This is a genomic window from Streptomyces spororaveus, assembly GCF_016755875.1.
Classification (GTDB): Bacteria; Actinomycetota; Actinomycetes; order Streptomycetales; family Streptomycetaceae; genus Streptomyces; species Streptomyces spororaveus.
The window spans coordinates 2,448,111-2,470,662 of record NZ_BNED01000005.1 but is presented as its reverse complement, the minus strand read 5'-3'; the positions used below and the strand labels follow the sequence as shown (position 1 = coordinate 2,470,662).

General features: G+C 73.3%; 1 protein-coding gene. It reads left to right on the top strand.

The window, feature by feature from the left end:
- Positions 1-60 precede the first annotated feature (60 nt).
- Complete coding sequence (locus Sspor_RS13500; RefSeq protein WP_202199364.1) at positions 61-22,506, top strand: type I polyketide synthase; 22,446 nt, start codon at positions 61-63, stop codon at positions 22,504-22,506.
- Positions 22,507-22,552 lie beyond the last annotated feature (46 nt).

Below are 22,552 nucleotides of genomic sequence, written 5' to 3'. Positions count from 1 at the left end.
AGCGGACAGCAGGCAGTAGCAGCGCAAGGGTTTGTGACGAGAAGCATGGGTGAGGTTCCAATGGCAGATCAGGACAAGATCCTCGGCTACCTGAAGCGGGTGACGGCCGATCTGCATCAGACGCGGCAGCGCCTTCGCGAGGTCGAGGCCCAGGAGCCGGAGCCGATCGCGATCGTCGGCATGAGCTGCAGGTTCCCCGGCGGCATCGACTCGCCGGAGGGCCTGTGGGACCTGGTGGCCGGGGGGCGGGACGCGATCACCGACTTCCCGACCGACCGCGGCTGGGACATCGAGTCGCTGTACGACGCCGACCCCGACCAGCAGGGCACCTCGTACACCCGTGAGGGCGGATTCCTCCACGGCGTCGGCGAATTCGACGCGGCCTTCTTCGGGATCAGCCCCCGTGAAACCCTCGGCATGGACCCGCAGCAGCGCCTGCTCCTCGAAACGTCCTGGGAAACCTTCGAAAGAGCCGGAATCGACCCGGCGACCCTGCGCGGCAGCAAGGCCGGTGTCTTCATCGGCACCAACGGCCAGGACTATCCCGAGCTGCTGCGTGAAGTACCCAAGGGCGTGGAGGGGTACCTCCTCACCGGAAACGCGGCCAGTGTCGTGTCCGGCCGGCTTTCCTACACCTTCGGTCTCGAAGGCCCGGCCGTCACCGTCGACACCGCCTGCTCGGCCTCGCTCGTCGCCCTGCACCTCGCGGTACAGGCGCTCCGCAACGACGAGTGCTCGCTGGCCCTGGCCGGCGGCGTCACCGTCATGTCGAGCCCGCGCGCGTTCGTGCAGTTCAGCCGCCAGCGCGGGCTCGCCCCCGACGGGCGCTGCAAGCCGTTCGCCGACGGGGCCGACGGCACCGGCTGGGGCGAGGGCGTCGGCATGCTGCTCGTCGAGCGCCTCTCCGACGCCCGCAGGAACGGTCACCCCGTCCTCGCCCTCGTACGCGGCTCGGCGATCAACCAGGACGGCGCCAGCAACGGCCTGACCGCACCCAACGGCCCGTCCCAGCAGCGCGTCATCCGTCAGGCGCTCACGAACGCCGGGCTCACCCCCGCGCAGGTCGACGTCGTCGAGGCGCACGGCACCGGTACGACCCTCGGCGACCCGATCGAGGCGCAGGCCATCCTCGCCACGTACGGCCAGAACCGCCCCGACGGACGCCCGCTCTGGCTGGGTTCCGTCAAGTCGAACATCGGTCACACCCAGGCCGCCGCCGGTGTCGCGGGCATCATCAAGATGGTCCTCGCCATGCAGCACGGCGTGCTGCCCGAGTCGCTCCACATCGACCAGCCGTCCGGCAACGTCGACTGGGCCGCCGGTGACGTCAAACTGCTGACCGAGGCCGTGCCGTGGCCGCGGACCGGCCAGCCGCGCCGCGCCGGTGTCTCCTCCTTCGGCGTCAGCGGCACCAACGCGCACACCGTCATCGAGCAGGCCCCGCCCATCGAGGACGCGCAGGACACCGACTCCGGCGCGGACGCCTCCGCGGACGTCTCCGCGACCGGGACGCAGGCCGGCCCCACCGGCCCGGTACCGGTGCTCGTGTCGGGCCAGAGCGACGCCGCGCTGCGCGCCCAGGCCGGGCGCCTCGCCGCCCATCTGCGGGCCCGTCCCGAACTCGCGGCCGACACCGCGAGCCTGACCGACCTCGGTTTCTCGCTCGCCACCAGCCGGTCCTCGCTCGACCGCAGGGCCGTCCTGTTCGGCGACCGGGACAGCCTGCTCGCCGACCTCACCGCCCTCGCCGACGGCGAGCAGCCCGCCGGCCCGGTCCTGGGCGCGGTGGGCGAGGGCAAGACCGCCTTCCTCTTCACCGGCCAGGGCAGTCAGCGCCTGGGCATGGGACGTGAGCTGTACGCCACGCACCCCGGCTTCGCCCGGGCCCTCGACGAGGTCCGCGCCGAGCTCGACCAGTACCTCGAACGGCCCCTCCTCGACGTGCTGTTCGCCGCCGAAGGCACCCCCGAGGCGGACCTGCTCGACGAGACCGCCTACACCCAGACCGCGCTGTTCGCCGTCGAGGTCGCCCTGTTCCGGCAGCTCGAACAGTGGGGCGTCGGCGCCGACTTCCTCATCGGCCACTCCGTCGGCGAACTCGCCGCCGCCCACGTCTCCGGCGTGCTCACCCTCGCCGACGCGGCCAAGCTCGTCGCCGCTCGCGGCCGGCTCATGCAGGCGCTGCCCGCCGGCGGCGCGATGATCGCTGTCGAGGCCACCGAGGACGAGGTCGCACCGCTGCTCACCGGCCGGGTGAGCATCGCCGCCGTCAACGGCCCCCGTTCCGTGGTCGTCTCGGGCGACGAGGACGCCGCCACGGCACTCGCCGAGACCCTGCGCGCGCGAGGCCGCAGGACGAAGCGGCTCACGGTCAGCCACGCCTTCCACTCGCCGCTGATGGACGGCATGCTCGACGCGTTCCGTGAGGTCGCCGAGAGCGTCGCGTACGCGCCGCCCGTCATCCCCATCGTCTCCAACCTGACCGGCGCGTCCGTCACGGCGCAGGAGATCTGCGCCGCCGACTACTGGGTACGCCACGTCCGTGAGGCCGTGCGCTTCCTGGACGGTGTCCGCAGGCTCACCGCGCAGGGCGTCACCACGTTCGTCGAGGTCGGCCCGGGCGGGGTCCTCACCGCTCTGGCGCAGGAGTGCGTCACCGGCCAGGACGCCGTGTTCGTGCCCGTCCTGCGCGGCGACCGCCCCGAGGCGTCCGCGTTCGCGACGGCCGTCGCCCGGGCCCATGTCCACGGCGTCGCCGTCGACTGGTCCGCCGTCTTCGCCGGGCGCGGAGCCACCCGCGTCGACCTGCCGACGTACGCCTTCCAGCGCGAGCTGTACTGGCCCGAGCAGGCCACCGCCTGGGCGGGCGACGTCACCGCCGCCGGCATCGGCTCCGCCGACCACCCCCTGCTGGGCGCGGCCATAGCCCTCGCCGACGGTGACGGCCACCTGTTCACCGGGCGGCTCTCGCTGGCCACCCACCCCTGGCTCGCCGACCACACGGTGATGGACACCGTGCTGCTGCCCGGCACCGCCTTCGTCGAGCTCGCCCTCCAGGCCGGCGACCACACCGGCTGCGACCTGCTGGACGAACTCACCCTGGAAGCGCCGCTGGTGCTGCCCCCGCACGGCGGGGTGCAGATCCAGCTCGCCGTCGGCGCACCCGACGCCGAGGGCCGCCGCTCGCTCACCCTGCACTCCCGGCCCGAGGACGCCGCCGACGACACCTGGGGCGAGGGCGCCTGGACCCGGCACGCCACCGGCTTCCTCGCCACCGCCGCCCAGAGCGCCCGCGAGCCCCTCGCCGACCTCACCAGCTGGCCGCCGAAGGACTCCACCGAGGTCGACGTCGAGGGCCTGTACGACTACCTCACCGAGTCCGGCTTCGCCTACGGCCCGGTCTTCCAGGGCCTGACCGGAGCCTGGCAGCGCGGCGCCGAGGTCTTCGCCGAGGTCCGCCTGCCGGAACAGGCGCACGCCGAGGCCGCCCTGTTCGGTCTGCACCCCGCCCTGCTGGACGCCGCCCTGCACGCCGTCGGCATCGGCACGCTCCTGGAGGAGACCGAACACGGCAGGCTGCCGTTCTCCTGGAGCGGTGTCACGCTCCGGGCGGTCGGCGCCCGCGCCCTGCGCGTACGGCTCGCACCCGCGGGCAACGACACCGTGTCGGTGACGCTGGCCGACGAGACCGGCACGCCCGTCGCCGCCGTCGACGCGCTCCTGCTGCGGCCCGTCTCCCCGGACCAGGTGCACGCCGCCCGTACCGCCTTCCACGACTCGCTGTTCCGCGTGGAATGGACCGCCGCGCCCCTCCCGGCCACCACCACCGTCGCGGCCGGCCAGTGGGCCCTGCTGGGTGACTCCCGTACGGAGTTCACCACCGCGCTGCCCACCGCCGCCGCCCACGCCGACCTGGCCGCCCTCGCCGCGGCGCTGGACGCGGGCGGGCCCGTCCCGCGGGCCGTCGTCGTCCCGTTCCCCGCCTCCGGCGTCCCCTCGGCGACTCCCGTAGACACCGCGCTGCCCACCGCCGTCGCCGACGCCCTGCACCGCGCCCTGGAGCTCGCCCAGGCGTGGCTGGCCGACGGCCGGTTCGCCGGCTCCCGGCTCGTGTTCGTCACCCGTGACGCCGTCGCCACCACCGCCGGATCCGACGTCGCCGACCTGACCCACGCCCCGCTGTGGGGCCTGCTGCGCTCCGCGCAGTCCGAGCACCCCGACCGGTTCGTCCTGCTCGACCTGGACGGACGCGAGGACTCCCTGCGTGCCCTGCCCGCCGCCCTCGCCACGGCCGAGCCGCAGCTCGCCCTGCGCGCGGGCAAGGCCCTCGTACCCAGGCTCGCCCGCGTCGCCGCCGCGCCCGGGCAGGAGGCACCCGCGCTCGACCCCGACGGCACCGCCCTGGTCACCGGCGCCACCGGCACCCTCGGCGGCCTCGTCGCCCGGCACCTCGTCGCCGAGCACGGCATCCGCCACCTGCTGCTCACCAGCCGTCGCGGCGAGGCCGCCGCCGGCGCGGCCGAACTCCTCGCCGAACTGCGGGAGCTGGGCGCCGACGTCACCCTGGCCGCCTGCGACGCCGCCGACCGCGCCGCGCTCGCCGCGCTCATCGGCTCTGTACCGTCCGAGCACCCGCTGACCGCCGTCGTCCACACGGCGGGCGTCCTCGACGACGGCATCCTCGAAGCGCTCACCCCCGAGCGCATCGACGCCGTCCTGCCCGCCAAGGTCGACGCGGCCGTCAACCTGCACGAGCTGACCCGGGAGCTGGACCTCGCGGCCTTCGTGCTGTTCTCCGCCGCCGCCGGCACGCTCGGTGGCCCCGGACAGGCCAACTACGCGGCCGCCAACACCTTCCTCGACGCGCTCGCCCAGCGACGCCGCGCCGAAGGACTGCCCGCCACCGCCCTTGCCTGGGGCCTGTGGGCCGAACGCAGTGGCATGACCGGCGACCTCGCCGACGCCGACCTGGAGCGGATCTCCCGCGCCGGAGTCGCCGCCCTGTCGTCCGCCGAGGGCCTGGCCCTGCTGGACACCGCCCGGGCCGTGGGAGACCCCACCGCCGTCCCCATGCACCTCGACCTGGCATCCCTGCGCCACGCCGACGCGAGCATGGTCCCCGCGCTGCTGCGCGGCCTGGTCCGCGCGCCCGCCCGCAGGTCCGTCGAGTCCCCGGACGCCGCCCCGGCGGGCGGCCTCACCGGACGTCTGCTGCCCCTGACCGCCGCCGAGCGCGACCGGCTGCTCCTCGACACCGTCCGCGTCCAGGTCGCCGCCGTCCTCGGCTACCCCGGCCCCGAGGCCGTCGACCCGGGCCGCGCCTTCAAGGAGCTCGGCTTCGACTCGCTGACCGCCGTCGAGCTGCGCAACCGCCTCGGCTCCGCCACCGGCGTGCGGCTGCCCGCCACCCTCGTCTTCGACTACCCCACCCCGAACGCGCTCTCCGCGTTCCTGCGGACCGAACTCCTCGGCGACGAGGCGGACCCGGCCCCGGTCGTGTCCGTCACCGCCGTCGACGACGAGCCGATCGCCATCGTCGGCATGAGCTGCCGCTACCCCGGCGGGGTCACCACCCCCGAGGAGCTGTGGCAGCTCGTCGCCGGGTCCGTCGACGCGATCTCGCCCTTCCCCACGGACCGGGGCTGGAACCTCGACGCGCTGTACGACTCCGATCCCGGCCGGACCGGGACCTCGTACACCCGGGAGGGCGGCTTCCTGCACGACGCCGCCGACTTCGACCCGGACGTCTTCGGCATCAACCCGCGCGAAGCCCTCGCCATGGACCCGCACCAGCGGCTCCTCCTGGAGACGTCCTGGGAGGCGTTCGAGCGGGCCGGCATCGACCCCTCGTCCGTACGCGGCAGCCGCACCGGCGTGTTCGCCGGCGTCATGTACCACGACTACCTGACCCGGCTCCCGGCCGTGCCCGAGGGCCTGGAGGGCTACCTCGGCACCGGCACCGCGGGCAGTGTCGCCTCCGGCCGCATCTCGTACACCTTCGGCCTCGAAGGCCCTGCCGTCACCGTCGACACGGCCTGCTCCTCGTCCCTCGTGGCCCTGCACCTCGCGGCCCAGGCCCTGCGCAACGGCGAGTGCGACATGGCCCTCGCGGGCGGTGTCACCGTCATGTCCACCCCGGACACCTTCATCGACTTCAGCCGCCAGCGCGGCCTCGCCACCAACGGCCGCTGCAAGTCCTTCTCCGCCGACGCCGACGGCACCGGCTGGGCCGAGGGCGCGGGCATGATCCTCGTCGAGCGGCTCTCCGACGCCCGCCGCAACGGCCACCAGATCCTGGCCGTCGTCCGCGGCACCGCCGTGAACCAGGACGGCGCCAGCAACGGCCTCACCGCCCCCAACGGCCCCTCCCAGCAGCGCGTCATCCGCCAGGCCCTCGCCAACGCGGGCCTGACCACCGCCGACGTCGACGCCGTCGAGGCCCACGGCACCGGCACGACCCTCGGCGACCCCATCGAGGCGCAGGCCCTGCTCGCCACCTACGGCCAGGACCGCCCCGACGACCGGCCGCTGCGGCTCGGCTCCATCAAGTCCAACATCGGCCACACCCAGGCCGCGGCGGGCGCGGCGGGCATCATCAAGATGGTCCTCGCCATGCGGCACGGCGTCCTGCCGCCGTCGCTGCACATCGGCGAACCGTCCCCGCACATCGACTGGAGCGCGGGCGCGGTCTCGCTGCTCACCGAAGCCGCCGAGTGGCCCGACGCGGGCCGCCCCCGCCGCGCGGGCATCTCCTCCTTCGGCGTCAGCGGCACCAACGCCCACGTCATCATCGAGCAGCCGCCCGCCGAGGAGCCCGCCGCAGCCGGCACCGCCGACCCCGGCCTGCCCGCCGGCACCCCCCTGCCGTTCGCCCTCTCCGGCCGGACCCCCGCCGCGCTGCGCGCCCAGGCGGCCCGGCTCGTCGACCACCTCGCGCTGCGCCCCGAGGCCGCCCCCGCCGATCTGGCGCTCTCCCTCGCCACCACCCGTACCGCCCTGGACCGCAGGGCCGCCGTCGTCGCGCACGACCGTACGGAACTCCTCGCCGGGCTCACCGCCCTGGCCGAGGGCCACGACAGCGCCCGGCTGGTCCAGTACGCCCCGGCCGACGGCCGGACGGCGATCCTGTTCACCGGACAGGGCAGCCAGCGCCCCGGCACGGGACGCGAGCTGTACGCGACGTACCCCGCCTTCGCCGACGCCCTGGACGCGGTCTGCGCCGAGCTGGACCCGCACCTCGACCAGCCCCTCAAGGACGTCCTGTTCACCGACGACGGCGACCTGCTGCACCGGACCGGCTTCACCCAGCCCGCCCTGTTCGCGCTCGGGACCGCCCTGTACCGGCTCGTCGAATCGTGGGGCGTGCGCCCCGACTTCGTCGCCGGGCACTCCATCGGCGAGATCACCGCCGCGCACGTCGCGGGTGTCCTCTCGCTGCCCGACGCGGCCACCCTGGTCGCCGCCCGGGGCCGCCTCATGGAGGAACTGCCCGAGGGCGGCGCGATGATCGCGCTGACCGCCACCGAGGACGAGGTCTTGCCGCTGCTGGCCGGCCACGAGGACCGGATCGGCATCGCCGCCGTCAACTCCGCCTCCTCCGTCGTCATCTCCGGCGAGGAGACCCTCGCCCTGGAGATCGCCGCTGAGTTCGAGCGGCGCGGCCGCCGCACCAAGCGGCTCACCGTCAGCCACGCCTTCCATTCCCCGCTGATGGACGGCATGCTCGACGCCTTCCGCGAGGTCGCCGAGTCCCTCACCTATCACGCCCCCGCCATCCCTGTCGTCACACACCTCACGGGAACGCCGGCAGGCGACGAACTGCGCACCGCCGAACACTGGGTCACCCACGTCCGCGCGGCGGTCCGCTTCCTCGACGGCATCCGCACCCTGGAAGCCGAGCACGTCACCACCTACCTCGAACTCGGTCCGCAGGGCGTGCTGTCCGGCCTCGGCCGCGACTGCCTCACCGACGCCGACACCGCCGAGCCCGCCGTCTTCGTACCGGCGCTGCGCCGTGACCGCGGCGAGGCCGAAGCCCTGACCGCCGCGACGGCCGCGCTCCACACCCGCGGTGTGCCGCTCGACTGGTCCGCGTACTTCACCGGCACCGGTGCCCGCCGCGTCGAACTGCCCACCTACGCCTTCCAGCGCGAACGGTTCTGGCTCGAAGCCCCGGCCGGCTACGTCGGCGATGTCGAATCGGCGGGTCTGGGCGCGGCCCACCACCCGCTGCTCGGCGCCGCCGTCGCACTCGCCGACGGCGAAGGCTTCCTGTTCACCGGCCGCCTCTCGCTCGACACCCACCCCTGGCTGGCCGACCACGCCGTCATGGGCAACGTCCTGCTGCCGGGCACGGCATTCGTCGAACTCGCCATCCGCGCGGGCGACCAGGCAGGCTGCGACCTCCTCGAAGAGCTCACCCTCGAAGCACCGCTGATCCTCGCCCCGCAGGCCGCGGCACGGCTCCAGATCACGGTCGGAGCACCCGACGCGTCCGGCCGGCGCACCCTGGACCTGTACTCCAGCGACCCGGACGCCCCCGCCGACGAGCCGTGGACCCGCCACGCCAGCGGTGTCCTCGCGACCGGGGCGCGGACACCCGCCTTCGACCTGACCGCGTGGCCCCCGCCCGGCGCCGAGGCCGTCGGCGTCGACGGCCTCTACGAACACCTCGGCCGCGGCGGATTCGCCTACGGGCCCGTCTTCCAGGGGCTGCGTGCCGCCTGGATCCTCGGCGACGACGTGTACGCCGAGGTCGCCCTGCCCGACGACCGGCAGGCCGAGGCCGCCCGGTTCGGCCTGCACCCGGCGCTCCTCGACGCGGCCCTGCACGGCACCTTCGTCCAGCCGTCCCCCGAAGGGGACCAGCAGGGCCGGCTGCCGTTCTCCTGGCGCGGTGTGTCCCTGCACGCCGTCGGCGCGTCCGCCCTGCGCGTACGCCTCACCCCCGACGGCCGGGACACCCTGTCCCTCCAGCTCGCCGACACCACCGGCGCCCCCGTCGCCGCCGTCGACCACCTGATGCTGCGGCCCGTCTCCGCCGACCAGCTCGGAAGCGCGCGCTCCGCACACCACGAGTCGCTGTTCCGGGTCGACTGGGCCACCGTGCCGCTGCCGTCCGGCGCCCCCGGCACCCCGCAGGAGTGGGCCGTCATCGGCACCGGCGGCGACACCCGCACCACCCTCCCCGGAGTCGCGCACACCGGCCTGGACGCCCTCGCCGCGGCCCTCGACGGGACCGCCCCGGCACCCTCGTACGTCCTGGTGCACCACACCCCCGGCGCCGCCACGGCTGCCGACGCCGTCCACACGGCCACCCACGAGGCACTCGGCCTCGTCAGGGCATGGCTCGCCGACGACCGGTTCGCCGCGTCCCGTCTGGTGTTCGTCACCCACGGCGCGGTCGCCACCCAGAGCGACTGGGACCTCGCCGACCTGACCCACGCGCCCGTGTGGGGACTGGTACGCACGGCCCAGTCCGAGAACCCCGACCGCTTCGTCCTCGCCGACCTCGACGCCGACCCGGCATCGACGGATGCCCTCGCCGCCGCCCTCGCCACCGGCGAGCCGCAGCTCGCGATCCGCCGCGGCACCGTCCACGCCCCCCGCCTCGCCCGCGTCCCCGCCACCACCCCGCTGACCCCGCCCGCGGGCGAGTCCGCCTGGCGCATGGACATCGAGGACAAGGGAACCCTCGACAACCTCACCCTCGTCCCCAGCCCGGAGTCCGCAGCACCCCTGGAGCCCGGCCAGGTCCGCGTCGCCGTCCGCGCCGCGGGCCTCAACTTCCGCGATGTGCTCAACGCCCTCGGCATGTACCCCGGCGACCCGGGCCTCATGGGCAGCGAAGGCGCCGGCATCGTCGTGGAGACGGGCCCCGGCGTCACCGGCCTCGCACCCGGCGACCGCGTCATGGGCATGCTGCCCGGCGCGTTCGGCCCGCTCGCGGTCGTCGACCGCCGCATGATCGCCCCGATGCCCGAGGGCTGGACCTTCGCCGAGGCCGCGTCCGTACCCATCGTCTTCATGACGGCGTACTACGCCCTCCACGACCTCGCCGGACTGCGCGACGGAGAGTCCCTCCTCGTGCACGCCGCCGCCGGTGGCGTCGGCATGGCCGCCGTCCAGCTCGCCCGCCACTGGGGCGCCGACGTCTACGCGACGGCCAGCCCCGCCAAGTGGGACACCCTGCGCGGACTCGGCCTCGGCGACGACAGGATCGCCTCGTCCCGCACCCTCGACTTCGAGGAGACCTTCCGCACGGCCACGCAGGGGCGCGGCGTCGACGTCGTACTCGACTCGCTGGCACGGGAGTTCGTGGACGCCTCCCTGCGGCTGCTGCCGCGCGGCGGACGCTTCGTCGAAATGGGCAAGACCGACGTCCGCTCCCCGCAGGACGTCGCCGACACCCACCCGGGCGTCAGCTACCAGGCGTTCGACCTGACCGAGGCCGGCCTCGACCGCATCCAGGAGATGCTCACCGAGCTGCTCACCCTCTTCCGCTCCGGCGCACTGCAGCCCGTACCGGTCTCCGCCTGGGACCTGCGGCAGGCCCCCGAGGCCTTCCGCTACCTCAGCCAGGCACGCCACGTCGGCAAGATCGTGCTGACCCTGCCCACCGAGTGGAACCCCCAGGGCACCGTCCTCGTCACCGGCGGCACCGGCACCCTCGGCGCCCTCGTCGCCCGGCACGCCGTCACCACCCGCGGCGCCCGCCGCCTGCTCCTCACGAGCCGGCGCGGCGAAGCCGCCGCCGGCGCGGCCGAACTCGCCGCCGAACTGCGCGAACTGGGCGCCGACGTCACCGTCGCCGCCTGCGACGCCGCCGACCGTGACGCGCTCGCCGCGCTCATCGCGTCCATACCCTCCGAACACCCGCTGACCGCCGTCGTCCACACCGCCGGTGTCCTCGACGACGGCATCGTCGACGCGCTCACCCCCGAGCGCCTGTCGACGGTCCTGCGCCCGAAGGTCGACGCCGCCTGGAACCTGCACGAGCTCACCCGCCACCTCGACCTGGCCGACTTCGTACTGTTCTCCTCCGCCGCCGGAACCTTCGGCGGCGCCGGACAGGCCAACTACGCGGCCGCCAACGTCTTCCTGGACGCCCTGGCCCGCCACCGGCACGCCCACGGCCTCGCCGCCACCTCCCTGGCCTGGGGCCTGTGGGCCGAGGCCAGCGGCATGACCGGCGAACTCGACACCGCCGACAAGGACCGCATGACGCGCTCCGGCGTCCTCGGCCTGTCCTCCGAGGAGGGCGTGGCGCTGCTCGACACCGCACGCCTCACCGGCGACGCGTTCCTCGTCCCCATGCAGCTCGACCTCGCGCCGCTGCGCCAGGCCGACGCGAGCATGGTCCCCGCCCTGCTGCGCGGCCTGGTCCGCGCCCCCGCCCGCAGGGCCGTCGAGGCCACCGCCGCCGGCACCGGAACCCCGCTGGTGGAGCGACTCGTACGGCTCCCCGAGAACGAGCGCGACCCGCTCCTGCTCGACCTCGTACGCAACCAGGTGGCCGCCGTACTCGGCCACGCCACCCCCGACGCCGTCGAACCCACCCGCGCGTTCAAGGACCTCGGCTTCGACTCGCTGACCGCCGTGGAGTTCCGCAACCGGCTCGGCGCGACCGCCGGCATCCGGCTGCCCGCCACGCTCGTCTTCGACTACCCCACCCCCACCGTCCTGGCCGGCTACCTCAAGGACGAACTTCTCGGCTCCGAGGCCGCGGCCGCCCTGCCGAAGCTCGCCGCCACCGCCGTCGAGGCCGACGACCCCATCGCCATCGTCGCCATGAGCTGCCGCTTCCCCGGGGACGTCCGTACCCCCGAGGACCTGTGGGAGCTGCTCGCCGAGGGCCGCGACGGCATCTCCCACCTCCCGGAGGACCGCGGCTGGGACACCGAGGCGCTGTACGACCCCGACCCCGACAGCCCCGGTACCTCCTACGCCAGGGAGGGCGGATTCTTCTACGACGCCCACCACTTCGACCCGGCGTTCTTCGGGATCAACCCGCGCGAGGCCCTCGCCATGGACCCGCAGCAGCGACTGCTGCTGGAGACCTCCTGGGAGGCGTTCGAGCGCGCCGGGATCGACCCGACGGGCCTGCGCGGCGAGCAGGTCGGCGTCTTCGTCGGCCAGATGCACAACGACTACGTGTCCCGGCTGAACACCGTCCCCGAAGGCGTCGAGGGCTACCTCGGCACCGGCGGCTCCAGCAGCATCGCCTCCGGCCGCGTCTCCTACACCTTCGGCTTCGAAGGCCCCGCCGTCACCGTCGACACCGCCTGCTCGTCGTCCCTCGTGGCCCTGCACCTCGCGGCCCAGGCCCTGCGCAACGGCGAATGCTCGCTGGCCCTGGCGGGCGGCGTCACCATCATCACCACCCCCGACGTCTTCACCGAGTTCAGCCGCCAGCGCGGCCTCGCGAGCGACGGCCGCTGCAAGCCGTTCGCCGCCGCCGCCGACGGCACGGCGTGGGGCGAGGGCGTCGGCATGCTGCTCGTCGAGCGCCTCTCCGACGCCCGCAGGAACGGCCACCAGGTCCTGGCGGTCGTCCGGGGTACCGCCGTGAACCAGGACGGCGCCAGCAACGGTCTCACCGCCCCCAACGGCCCGTCCCAGCAGCGCGTCATCCGCCAGGCCCTCGCCAACGCGGGTCTGTCGGCCGCAGAGGTCGACGCGGTCGAGGCGCACGGCACCGGCACCCGGCTCGGCGACCCGATCGAGGCACAGGCGCTCCTCGCCACCTACGGTCAGGACCGCCCCGCGGACAGCCCCCTGTGGCTGGGCTCCATCAAGTCCAACTTCGGGCACACGCAGGCCGCCGCCGGTGTCGCGGGCATCATCAAGATGGTCCAGGCTATGCACCACGGTGTCCTGCCGAAGACCCTGCACGTGGACGAGCCGTCACCGCACGTGGACTGGTCGGCGGGCGCCGTCTCGCTCCTCACCGAGCAGATGGCCTGGCCCGAGACCGGCCGTCCGCGCCGCGCGGGCGTGTCGTCGTTCGGCATGAGCGGCACGAACGCCCACGCCATCATCGAGCTCGCCCCGGACACCGGCACCCCGACCGCCGACCGCCCGGAGCCGGCCGTCCCGACGGCCCTTCCGTGGAACCTCTCGGCCCGTACCCCGGACGCCCTGCGCGCCCAGGGCGAGCAACTGCTCTCCCACCTGGAGACCCACCCGGAGACGGCGCTCGCCGACATCGGCCACTCGCTGACGGCCGGCCGCGCCCTCTTCGAGCACCGCGCGACGCTGGTGGCGGGCGACCGCGACGGCTTCCGCGTGGGGCTGGCCGCGCTCGCCGAGGGGCGGACGGCGGCGGGTCTCGTCAAGGGCTCGCAGCTCGCCGGAAAGCTCGCGTTCCTGTTCACCGGGCAGGGGAGCCAGCGGCTGGGGATGGGACGTGAGCTGTACGACACGTACCCGGTCTTCGCGGATGCGCTGGACGCGGTGTGTGCCCGTCTGGAACTGCCGCTGAAGGACGTGCTGTTCGGCACGGACGCGAGCCTGCTGGACGAGACCGCGTACACGCAGCCGGCGTTGTTCGCGGTTGAGGTGGCGTTGTTCCGTCTGGTCGAGGCGTGGGGTGTGAAGCCGGACTTCCTGGCCGGTCACTCCATCGGTGAGATCGCCGCAGCCCACGTGGCGGGGGTGCTCTCGCTGGACGATGCGTGCACGCTGGTCGCGGCACGTGGGCGGTTGATGCAGGCGCTGCCGACCGGTGGTGTGATGATCGCGCTGCAGGCGTCGGAGGACGAGGTCCTGCCGCTGCTCACCGACCGGGTGAGTATCGCCGCGATCAACGGCCCCCAGTCGGTCGTGATCGCGGGTGACGAGTCGGACGCGGTGGCGATCGCCGAGTCCTTCACCGACCGGAAGTCCAAGCGGCTCACGGTCAGCCACGCGTTCCATTCGCCGCACATGGACGGCATGCTCGACGCCTTCCGGGTCGTTGCGGAGGGTCTGTCGTACGAGGCTCCGCGCATTCCGGTGGTCTCGAACCTCACCGGGGCGCTGGTCTCGGACGAGATGGGTTCGGCGGACTTCTGGGTCCGGCACGTCCGCGAGGCCGTCCGCTTCCTCGACGGCATCCGCGCCCTGGAGGCCGCGGGCGTCACCACGTACATCGAGCTCGGCCCCGACGGCGTCCTCTCGGCCATGGCCCAGGAGTGCCTGACCGGCGAGCAGGACCTCACCTTCGCCCCCGTCCTGCGGGCGGGACGCGACGAGGCCGAGACACTGCTCTCGGCGCTCGCGGCGGCCCACGTCCGCGGAGTGCCCGTCGACTGGCAGGCCTTCTACCTCCCGGCCGGAGCCCAGCGCGTGCCCCTGCCGACGTACGCCTTCCAGCGCTCGGTCTACTGGCTGGACGCAGGCCGCTCGCAGGGTGACATCGCGTCGGTGGGACTCGGCGCCACGGACCATCCGCTGCTCGGCGCCGCGGTCGAACTGCCCGACTCGGACGGCTTCCTCTTCACCGGCCGCCTCTCGTCGGCCACTCACCCGTGGCTCGCCGACCACGCGGTCATGGGCTCCGTGCTCCTTCCGGGCACAGCGTTCGTCGAGCTCGCACTGCGGGCCGGCGAGCAGGTCGGCTGCGACCTGATCGACGAACTCACGCTGGAGGCACCGCTGGTGCTGCCCCAGCACGGCGGCGTACAACTGCGGCTCACCGTCGGAACCGCCGACGTCACGGGTCGCCGTACCCTGGCCCTTCACTCCCGGACCGAGGACGCGGACGCCGAGACGCCGTGGACCCGCCACGCTGCCGGTGTGCTCGCGGTCGGGGCCGAGCGGACTCCGCAGAGCCTCTCCGAGTGGCCGCCGGCCGGCGCTGAATCCGTACCGGTGGAGGGGCTGTACGAGGGACTGGCCGAATCCGGCTTCGGATACGGGCCGGTCTTCCAGGGACTGCGTGCTGCCTGGCGGCGCGACGGCGAGCTCTACGCCGAGGTCGCACTGCCGGAGGGCACCGAGGACGAGGCCGGGCGCTTCGGCCTCCACCCGGCCCTGCTCGACGCGGCCCTGCACGTGCTGGGCCTGGGAGGCACGGACACCGAAGGAGGCGAAGGACGGCTGCCGTTCTCCTGGTCCGGTGTGTCCCTGCACGCCGTCGGTGCCTCCGCGCTGCGCGTACGGCTCACCACGGCTCGAAGCGGTGAGGTGACCCTGGCCCTTGCCGACGCGGCCGGAGAGCCGGTCGCGACAGTGGCCGGCCTCGCACTGCGGGCCGTGAGCCGCGAGCAGCTGAGCACGGCGCAGGACGTCACACGTGACGCCCTGTTCCGAGTGGACTGGACGGTGCTTCCCGCGGGCGGCGCGGCCGGTTCGTCGGACGACTGGATGATGCTGGGTGCCGGTTCTCAGGTGTACGCGGACCTGGCTGCGCTGGGTGCGGCTGTCGTCGAGGGCGGTGAGCTTCCGGCGGCGCTGGTGGTGCCGTGCGTGGGCGCGGACGCGGAGCCGGAGTCGGAGTCGGCTGCGGATGATGTGGCGGGTGCGGTGCATGCGGCTGTCGAGCGTGCGCTGGGTCTGGTGCAGGAGTGGCTGGCGGACGAGCGGTTCGCGGATGCGCGTCTGGTGTTCCTGACGAGGGGCGCGGTGGCCGCGGGCGCCGAGGACACGGTCCCCGGGCTGGTGCAGGCAGCTGTACGGGGTCTGGTGCGCTCGGCGCAGTCGGAGAACCCGGGCCGTTTCGGCCTGATCGACGTCGGCGCCGACGGCGAAGTGGACGCGGCCGTGCTGTCGGCCGCGCTCGCCACCGGTGAGCCCGAGCTGGCGGTCCGCGAAGACGCCCTGCTCGTGCCGCGCCTCGCCCGTGCTGCTGTCGTCGACGGCCCTGGCCGTGATCTCGATGCTGATGGCACGGTGTTGGTGACGGGTGCGAGTGGGACGCTGGGTGGTTTGTTCGCCCGTCATCTGGTGGTCGGGCGTGGTGTCCGGCGTCTGCTGCTGGTGAGTCGTCGTGGTGAGGCGGCCGAGGGTGCTGCTGAACTGACCGCTGAGCTGACCGCGCTGGGCGCGGAGGTTCGGTGGGCGGCGTGTGATGTGGCGGACCGTGCGGCGCTGGAGTCGGTACTGAGCGACATCCCGGCTGAGTATCCGCTGACGGGTGTGGTGCATACGGCTGGTGTGCTGGACGACGGTGTGGTGTCGTCGCTCACGCCGGAGCGTCTTTCCGGGGTGTTGCGTCCGAAGGTGGATGCGGCCTGGAATCTGCATGAGCTGACCCGTGGTCTCGGTCTGTCGATGTTCGTGCTGTTCTCGTCCGCTGCTGGTGTGTTCGGTGGTGCCGGTCAGGCGAACTACGCGGCCGCGAATGTGTTCCTGGACGCCCTGGCCGAGCACCGTAAGGCGCAGGGCCTGGCGGCGACCTCTCTCGCCTGGGGTCTTTGGGCCGGTGTGGGCGGCATGGGCGGTGACCTGACGGAATCCGACCGTGAGCGCATCAACCGCGGTGGCATCACCGCTCTTGAGCCCGAGACCGGTCTCGCGCTCTTCGACGCCGCGCGGCGCACCACCGACGCCTTGCTCGTCCCCCTCCCGCTCGACCTGGCCGCCCTGCGCGCCCAGGCCCGCAGCGGAATGCTTCCGGATCTGCTGCGCGGCCTGGTCCGTGTACCGGTACGCCGGGCGGCGGGCCAGGGGAGCGCGGCCGGCGGGTCGGCACTCCGTACGCGACTGGCCGGCATGCCCGCCGATGAGCGGGACGCGGCCCTGCTGGACCTCGTCCGGACCGAGGTGGCGGCCGTGCTCGGCCATGCCTCGACCGACGAGGTACCGGCCGACCGGGCGTTCAAGGAGCTCGGCTTCGACTCCCTGACCTCGGTCGAGCTGCGCAACCGTCTCGGCGCCGCCACCGGCGAACGCCTGTCCGCCACGCTCGTCTTCGACTACCCGACCCCGCACGCGCTCGCGGACTTCCTGCGCAGCGAGGTGCTGGGCCTGGACGAGGCGACGGAAGAGGTCACGACCGCCCCCGAGCGCTTCGGGACATCGGTGGACGACGATCCGATCGCGATCGTCGGCATGAGCTGCCGCTACCCCGGCGGGGTCGAGACTCCCGAGGACCTCTGGCGCCTGGTGGTGGGTGGCGGCGACGCCATCTCGGAGTTCCCGCAGGGCCGCGGCTGGGACCTGGAGTCGCTGTACGACCCGGACCCGGACGGCAAGGGCACCAGCTACACCCGGTCGGGCGGCTTCCTGCACGACGCGGGCCGGTTCGACCCGGCGTTCTTCGGGATCTCGCCGCGCGAGGCCGTGGCGATGGACCCGCAGCAGCGTCTGCTCCTCGAAACCTCGTGGGAGGCGTTCGAGCGCGCGGGCATCGACCCGGCGGCCCTGCGCGGCAGCCGGACCGGCGTCTTCGCCGGCATCATGTACCACGACTACGCGACCCGGATCACGTCCGTTCCGGACGGGGTCGAGGGCTACCTCGGCACCGGGAACTCCGGCAGCATCGCCTCCGGCCGCGTCTCGTACGCCTTCGGCCTGGAGGGCCCGGCGGTCACCGTCGACACGGCCTGCTCGTCCTCCCTCGTCGCCCTGCACTGGGCGATCCAGGCGCTGCGCAACGGCGAGTGCACGATGGCCCTGGCCGGAGGTGTCACCGTCATGTCGACGCCGGGCACCTTCACCGAGTTCAGTCGCCAGCGTGGCCTGGCCGCCGACGGCCGTATCAAGTCCTTCGCGGCCGCGGCCGACGGCACCAGCTGGGCCGAAGGCGCCGGCATGCTGCTCGTCGAGCGGCTGTCGGACGCGCGGGCCAAGGGTCACCCGGTCCTGGCGATCGTGCGGGGCTCGGCGATCAACCAGGACGGCGCCAGCAACGGTCTGACCGCGCCCAACGGCCCCTCGCAGCAGCGGGTCATCCGCCAGGCCCTCGCGGGAGCCCGGCTCACCAGTGACCAGATCGACGTCGTCGAGGCGCACGGCACCGGCACCACCCTGGGCGACCCGATCGAGGCGCAGGCCCTCCTGGCCACGTACGGCCGCGAGCGCGAGGCGGACCAGCCGCTGTGGCTGGGATCCATCAAGTCGAACATGGGGCACACGCAGGCGGCTGCCGGTGTCGCGGGCATCATCAAGATGATCATGGCCATCCGGCACGGTGTGCTGCCGAAGACCCTGCACGTCGACGAACCGACTCCGCATGTGGACTGGGAGGACGGCGCGGTCTCGCTGCTCACCGAGTCCGTTCCGTGGCCGGAGACGGGCCGTCCCCGCCGCGCCGGTGTGTCGTCGTTCGGTATCAGTGGGACCAATGCCCACACGATCATCGAGCAGGCGCCGGACGAGCTCGTGCCGGTCCGTGCCGTCGATCCGGAGCCGGCGTCGGAGCCGGAGTCGGGTGTGGGTGCGGGGGTGCTGCCGTTCGTGGTGTCGGCGAAGTCGGCGGAGGCGTTGCGTGGTCAGGCGGGGCGTCTGAGGGCGCATCTGGAGGCTTTGCCGGAGTCGGACCGTTCCGGGGTTGTCGATGTGGCGTATTCGCTGGCGACGCGGCGTGCGGTTTTCGATCACCGTGCGGTGGTGGTTGCGGGTGACCGTGAGGAGCTGCTGCGTTCTCTGGCGGCTTTGGAGTCGGAGGGTACGGCGGCCGGTTTCACGCGGGGGACCGCGGGTGCCGGAAAGCTTGCGTTCCTGTTCACCGGGCAGGGGAGTCAGCGTCCGGGTATGGGTGCGGAGCTGTATGCGAGGTATCCGGTGTTCGCGCGGGCTCTGGATGCGGTCTGTGACAGGCTCGATGTGCGGCTCGAAGTGCCGTTGAAGGCGGTGCTGTTCGCGGCTGACGGTGATCTGCTGAACCGGACCGTGTATACGCAGCCGGCGTTGTTCGCGGTCGAGGTGGCGTTGTTCCGGCTGGTCGAGTCGTGGGGTGTGAAGCCGGACTTCCTGGCCGGTCATTCGATCGGTGAGATCGCCGCAGCCCACGTGGCGGGGGTGCTCTCGCTGGACGATGCGTGCACGCTGGTCGAGGCCCGCGGCCGTCTGATGCAGGCACTGCCGGGCGGTGGTGTGATGATCGCGGTGCAGGCGTCGGAGGACGAGGTCCTGCCGCTGCTCACCGACCGGGTGAGCATCGCCGCGATCAACGGCCCCCAGTCGGTCGTGATCGCGGGTGACGAGCCCGACGCGGTGGCGATCGCCGAGTCCTTCACCGACCGCAAGTCCAAGCGGCTCACGGTCAGCCACGCCTTCCACTCGCCGCACATGGACGGCATGCTCGCCGACTTCCGCAAGGTGGCGGAGGGGCTGACCTACGCGAGGCCGCGCATCCCGGTCGTCTCCCACCTCACCGGCACTCTGGTGTCCGACGAGATGGAGTCGGCGGACTTCTGGGTCCGGCACGTCCGTGAGGCCGTCCGTTTCCTGGACGGCATCCGGGCCCTGGAGGCCGCGGGCGTCACCACGTACATCGAGCTCGGCCCCGACGGGATCCTCTCGGCCATGGCCCAGGACTGCCTCGCCAAGGACGGCGCCACCTTCGCGCCCGCCCTGCGCAAGGGCCGCCCCGAACCCGAGACGATCACGACGGCCCTCGCCCACGCCCACACCCACGGCACAACCGTCGACTGGGAGACCTATTTCTCCGGCACCGGCGCCCGACAGGCCGAACTGCCCACCTACGCCTTCCAGCGCGACTGGTACTGGCTGAACTCGGCCGCGGTACAGGCCGGCCCGGGCGACGCGACCGGGTTCGGGCTCGGTGTCACGGACCACCCCCTGCTGGGCGCGGCCGTCGAACTGCCCGACTCGGACGGCTTCCTGTTCACCAGCAGGCTGTCCCTGGCCACCCAGCCGTGGCTCGCGGACCACGCCGTCCTGGGCTCGATCCTGCTCCCGGGCACGGCATTCGTGGAACTCGCCGTCCGCGCGGGCGACCAGGTCGGCTGCGACGTCCTGGAGGAGCTCACGCTGGAGGCACCGCTCGTGGTGCCCGAACGGGGCGGTGTACAGCTGCGGTTCACCGTTGCCGCCGCCGACGAGTCCGGACGGCGAGGCCTGTCGCTGTACTCCCGCGACGAGGACGCACCCGCCGACGAGCCGTGGACGCGGCACGCCAGCGGCGTGCTCACCACCGGCGCGGCGACACCCGCTTTCGATCTCACCGCCTGGCCCCCGGCCGGCGCCGAACCCGTCGACATCGACGGCCTGTACGAGGGCCTGGCCGCCGCCGGGTTCGACTACGGTCCGGCCTTCCAGGGTCTGCGTTCGGCATGGCTGCGCGGCGACGAGGTGTACGCCGAAGTGAGCCTGGACGAGGAGTCCGCGGAATCGGCGGAATGGTACGGGCTGCACCCGGCCCTCCTGGACGCGACGCTGCACGCGGCGGGTCTCGGCGGTCTCGTGGAGACCACGGGCCGTGGACGGCTCCCGTTCGCCTGGAGCAACGTGTCCCTGCACGCGACCGGCGCGTCCGCGGTACGGGTCAGGCTGGCCCCGGCCGGCCGCGACGCGGTGTCGCTGGAACTCGCCGACGCGGCGGGCGCACCGGTCGCCTCCGTGGAGTCCCTGGTGCTGCGGGCGGTCTCGCCCGACCAGATCGGCGCGGCGCGAGGCGGCCGGAACGAGTCGCTCTTCCAGATCGACTGGACCGCTCTCCCGCTCGCCCCGGTTTCCGCCGCTGAACAGCGCCCCTGGGCTCTGCTGGCGGACGACGGGTCCGCACACGCGGGACTCGAAGCCGTGGGCGTCCGCCACGAGGCCCACACCGGCCTCGCGGCGCTCGCCGGCACCGGCCGGGCGGTACCCGAGCTCGTGTGCGTCCCGCTCTCCGCGGCGGGCCCGCGGGACGTCGCGGGTGCGGTGCATGCGGCTGTCGAGCGTGCGCTGGGTCTGGTGCAGGAGTGGCTGGCGGACGAGCGGTTCGCGGATGCGCGTCTGGTGTTCCTGACGCGTGGTGCGGTGGCTGCGGTGCCGGGCGAGGACGTGACCGATCTGGTCCATGCCCCGGTGTGGGGTCTGGTGCGTTCCGCCCAGTCGGAGAACCCGGGCCGCTTCGGCCTGGCCGACACCGACGGCACCGACGCCTCCTACCGCGCCCTGACGGCCGCGCTCGCCTCGGGCGAGCCGGAGGTCGCCGTACGGGGTGGCGCGGTACGGGTACCCAAGCTGACGCGCTCCGGTGCCGCTGTCGAGGCAGCACCCGAACTCGACGCTGATGGCACGGTGTTGGTGACGGGTGCGAGTGGCACGTTGGGTGGTTTGTTCGCCCGTCATCTGGTGGTCGGGCGTGGTGTCCGGCGTCTGTTGCTGGTGAGTCGTCGTGGTGAGGCGGCGGAGGGTGCTGCTGAGCTGTCGGCCGAGCTGACCGCGCTGGGTGCGGAGGTTCGGTGGGTGGCGTGTGATGTGGCCGATCGTGCGGCGCTGGAGTCGGTACTGAGCGACATCCCGGCTGAGTATCCGCTGACGGGTGTGGTGCATACGGCTGGTGTGCTGGATGACGGTGTGGTGTCGTCGCTCACGCCGGAGCGTCTTTCCGGGGTGTTGCGTCCGAAGGTGGATGCGGCCTGGAATCTGCATGAGCTGACCCGTGGTCTCGGTCTGTCGATGTTCGTTCTGTTCTCGTCCGCTGCTGGTGTGTTCGGTGGCGCCGGTCAGGCGAACTACGCGGCCGCGAACGTGTTCCTGGACGCTCTGGCCCAGCACCGCACGGCGCAGGGCCTGGCGGCGACCTCCCTCGCCTGGGGTCTTTGGGCCGAGTCCGGGGGCATGGCGGGTGAGCTGGGCGCTGAGGATGTGGAGCGTCTGGGCCGTGGTGGTGTCAGTGCGCTCTCCGCGGACGAGGGTGTGGCCCTGTTCGATGCGGCATCGGCGTCCGAGCAGGCCCTGTTCGTTCCCGTGAAGCTGGATCTGGCGGCGCTGCGCGCACAGGCCGGCAGTGGCATGCTGCCGCCGCTGCTCAGCGGTCTCGTCCGGACGCCCACCCGCCGCGCCGCCGGCACCGCCGACACCGGCACGGACGGTGGGACCGCACTGCGGGACCGCCTGGCCGGGCTCTCACCGGCCGGGCGGGACGAGGCGCTGCTGGAGCTGGTCTGCACGTACGTCGCGGCCGTGCTCGGCTTCGCCGGGCCCGACGCCGTCGACCCGGCACGGTCGTTCAGCGAGGTCGGCTTCGACTCGCTGACCGCCGTCGAGCTGCGCAACCGCCTCGGCGCCGCCACCGGCGTACGGCTCCCCGCCACGCTCGTCTTCGACTACCCGACACCGGACGCACTGGTCGAGTACCTGAAGGACGAGCTCTGGCAGGACGGCGCCGCGGCGGTTCCCCCGCTGCTCGCCGAACTCGACCGGCTGGAGAAGACGCTCGTCGCGTCCGTACCCGACGACGAGGGCCGCACCCGCATCACCGAGCGCCTGCAGGCACTCCTGGCTGCCTGGAGCGAGGCCGGCGAACCCACCACGGGCGCCGACGACGCCGATGTGGCCGAGACGCTCGAAACCGCGACCGACGACGACCTCTTCGACTTCATCGGCAAGGAGTTCGGGATCTCGTGATGCGACGGCCCGGCTCCGCCCTTTCCGACGGCTCTTTGTTTCTGGC

Excerpts from the sequence above, each read along its gene's own strand:
- Sspor_RS13500 (WP_202199364.1), top strand. The coding sequence starts at position 61 with ATGGCAGATCAGGACAAGATCCTCGGCTACCTGAAGCGGGTGACGGCC.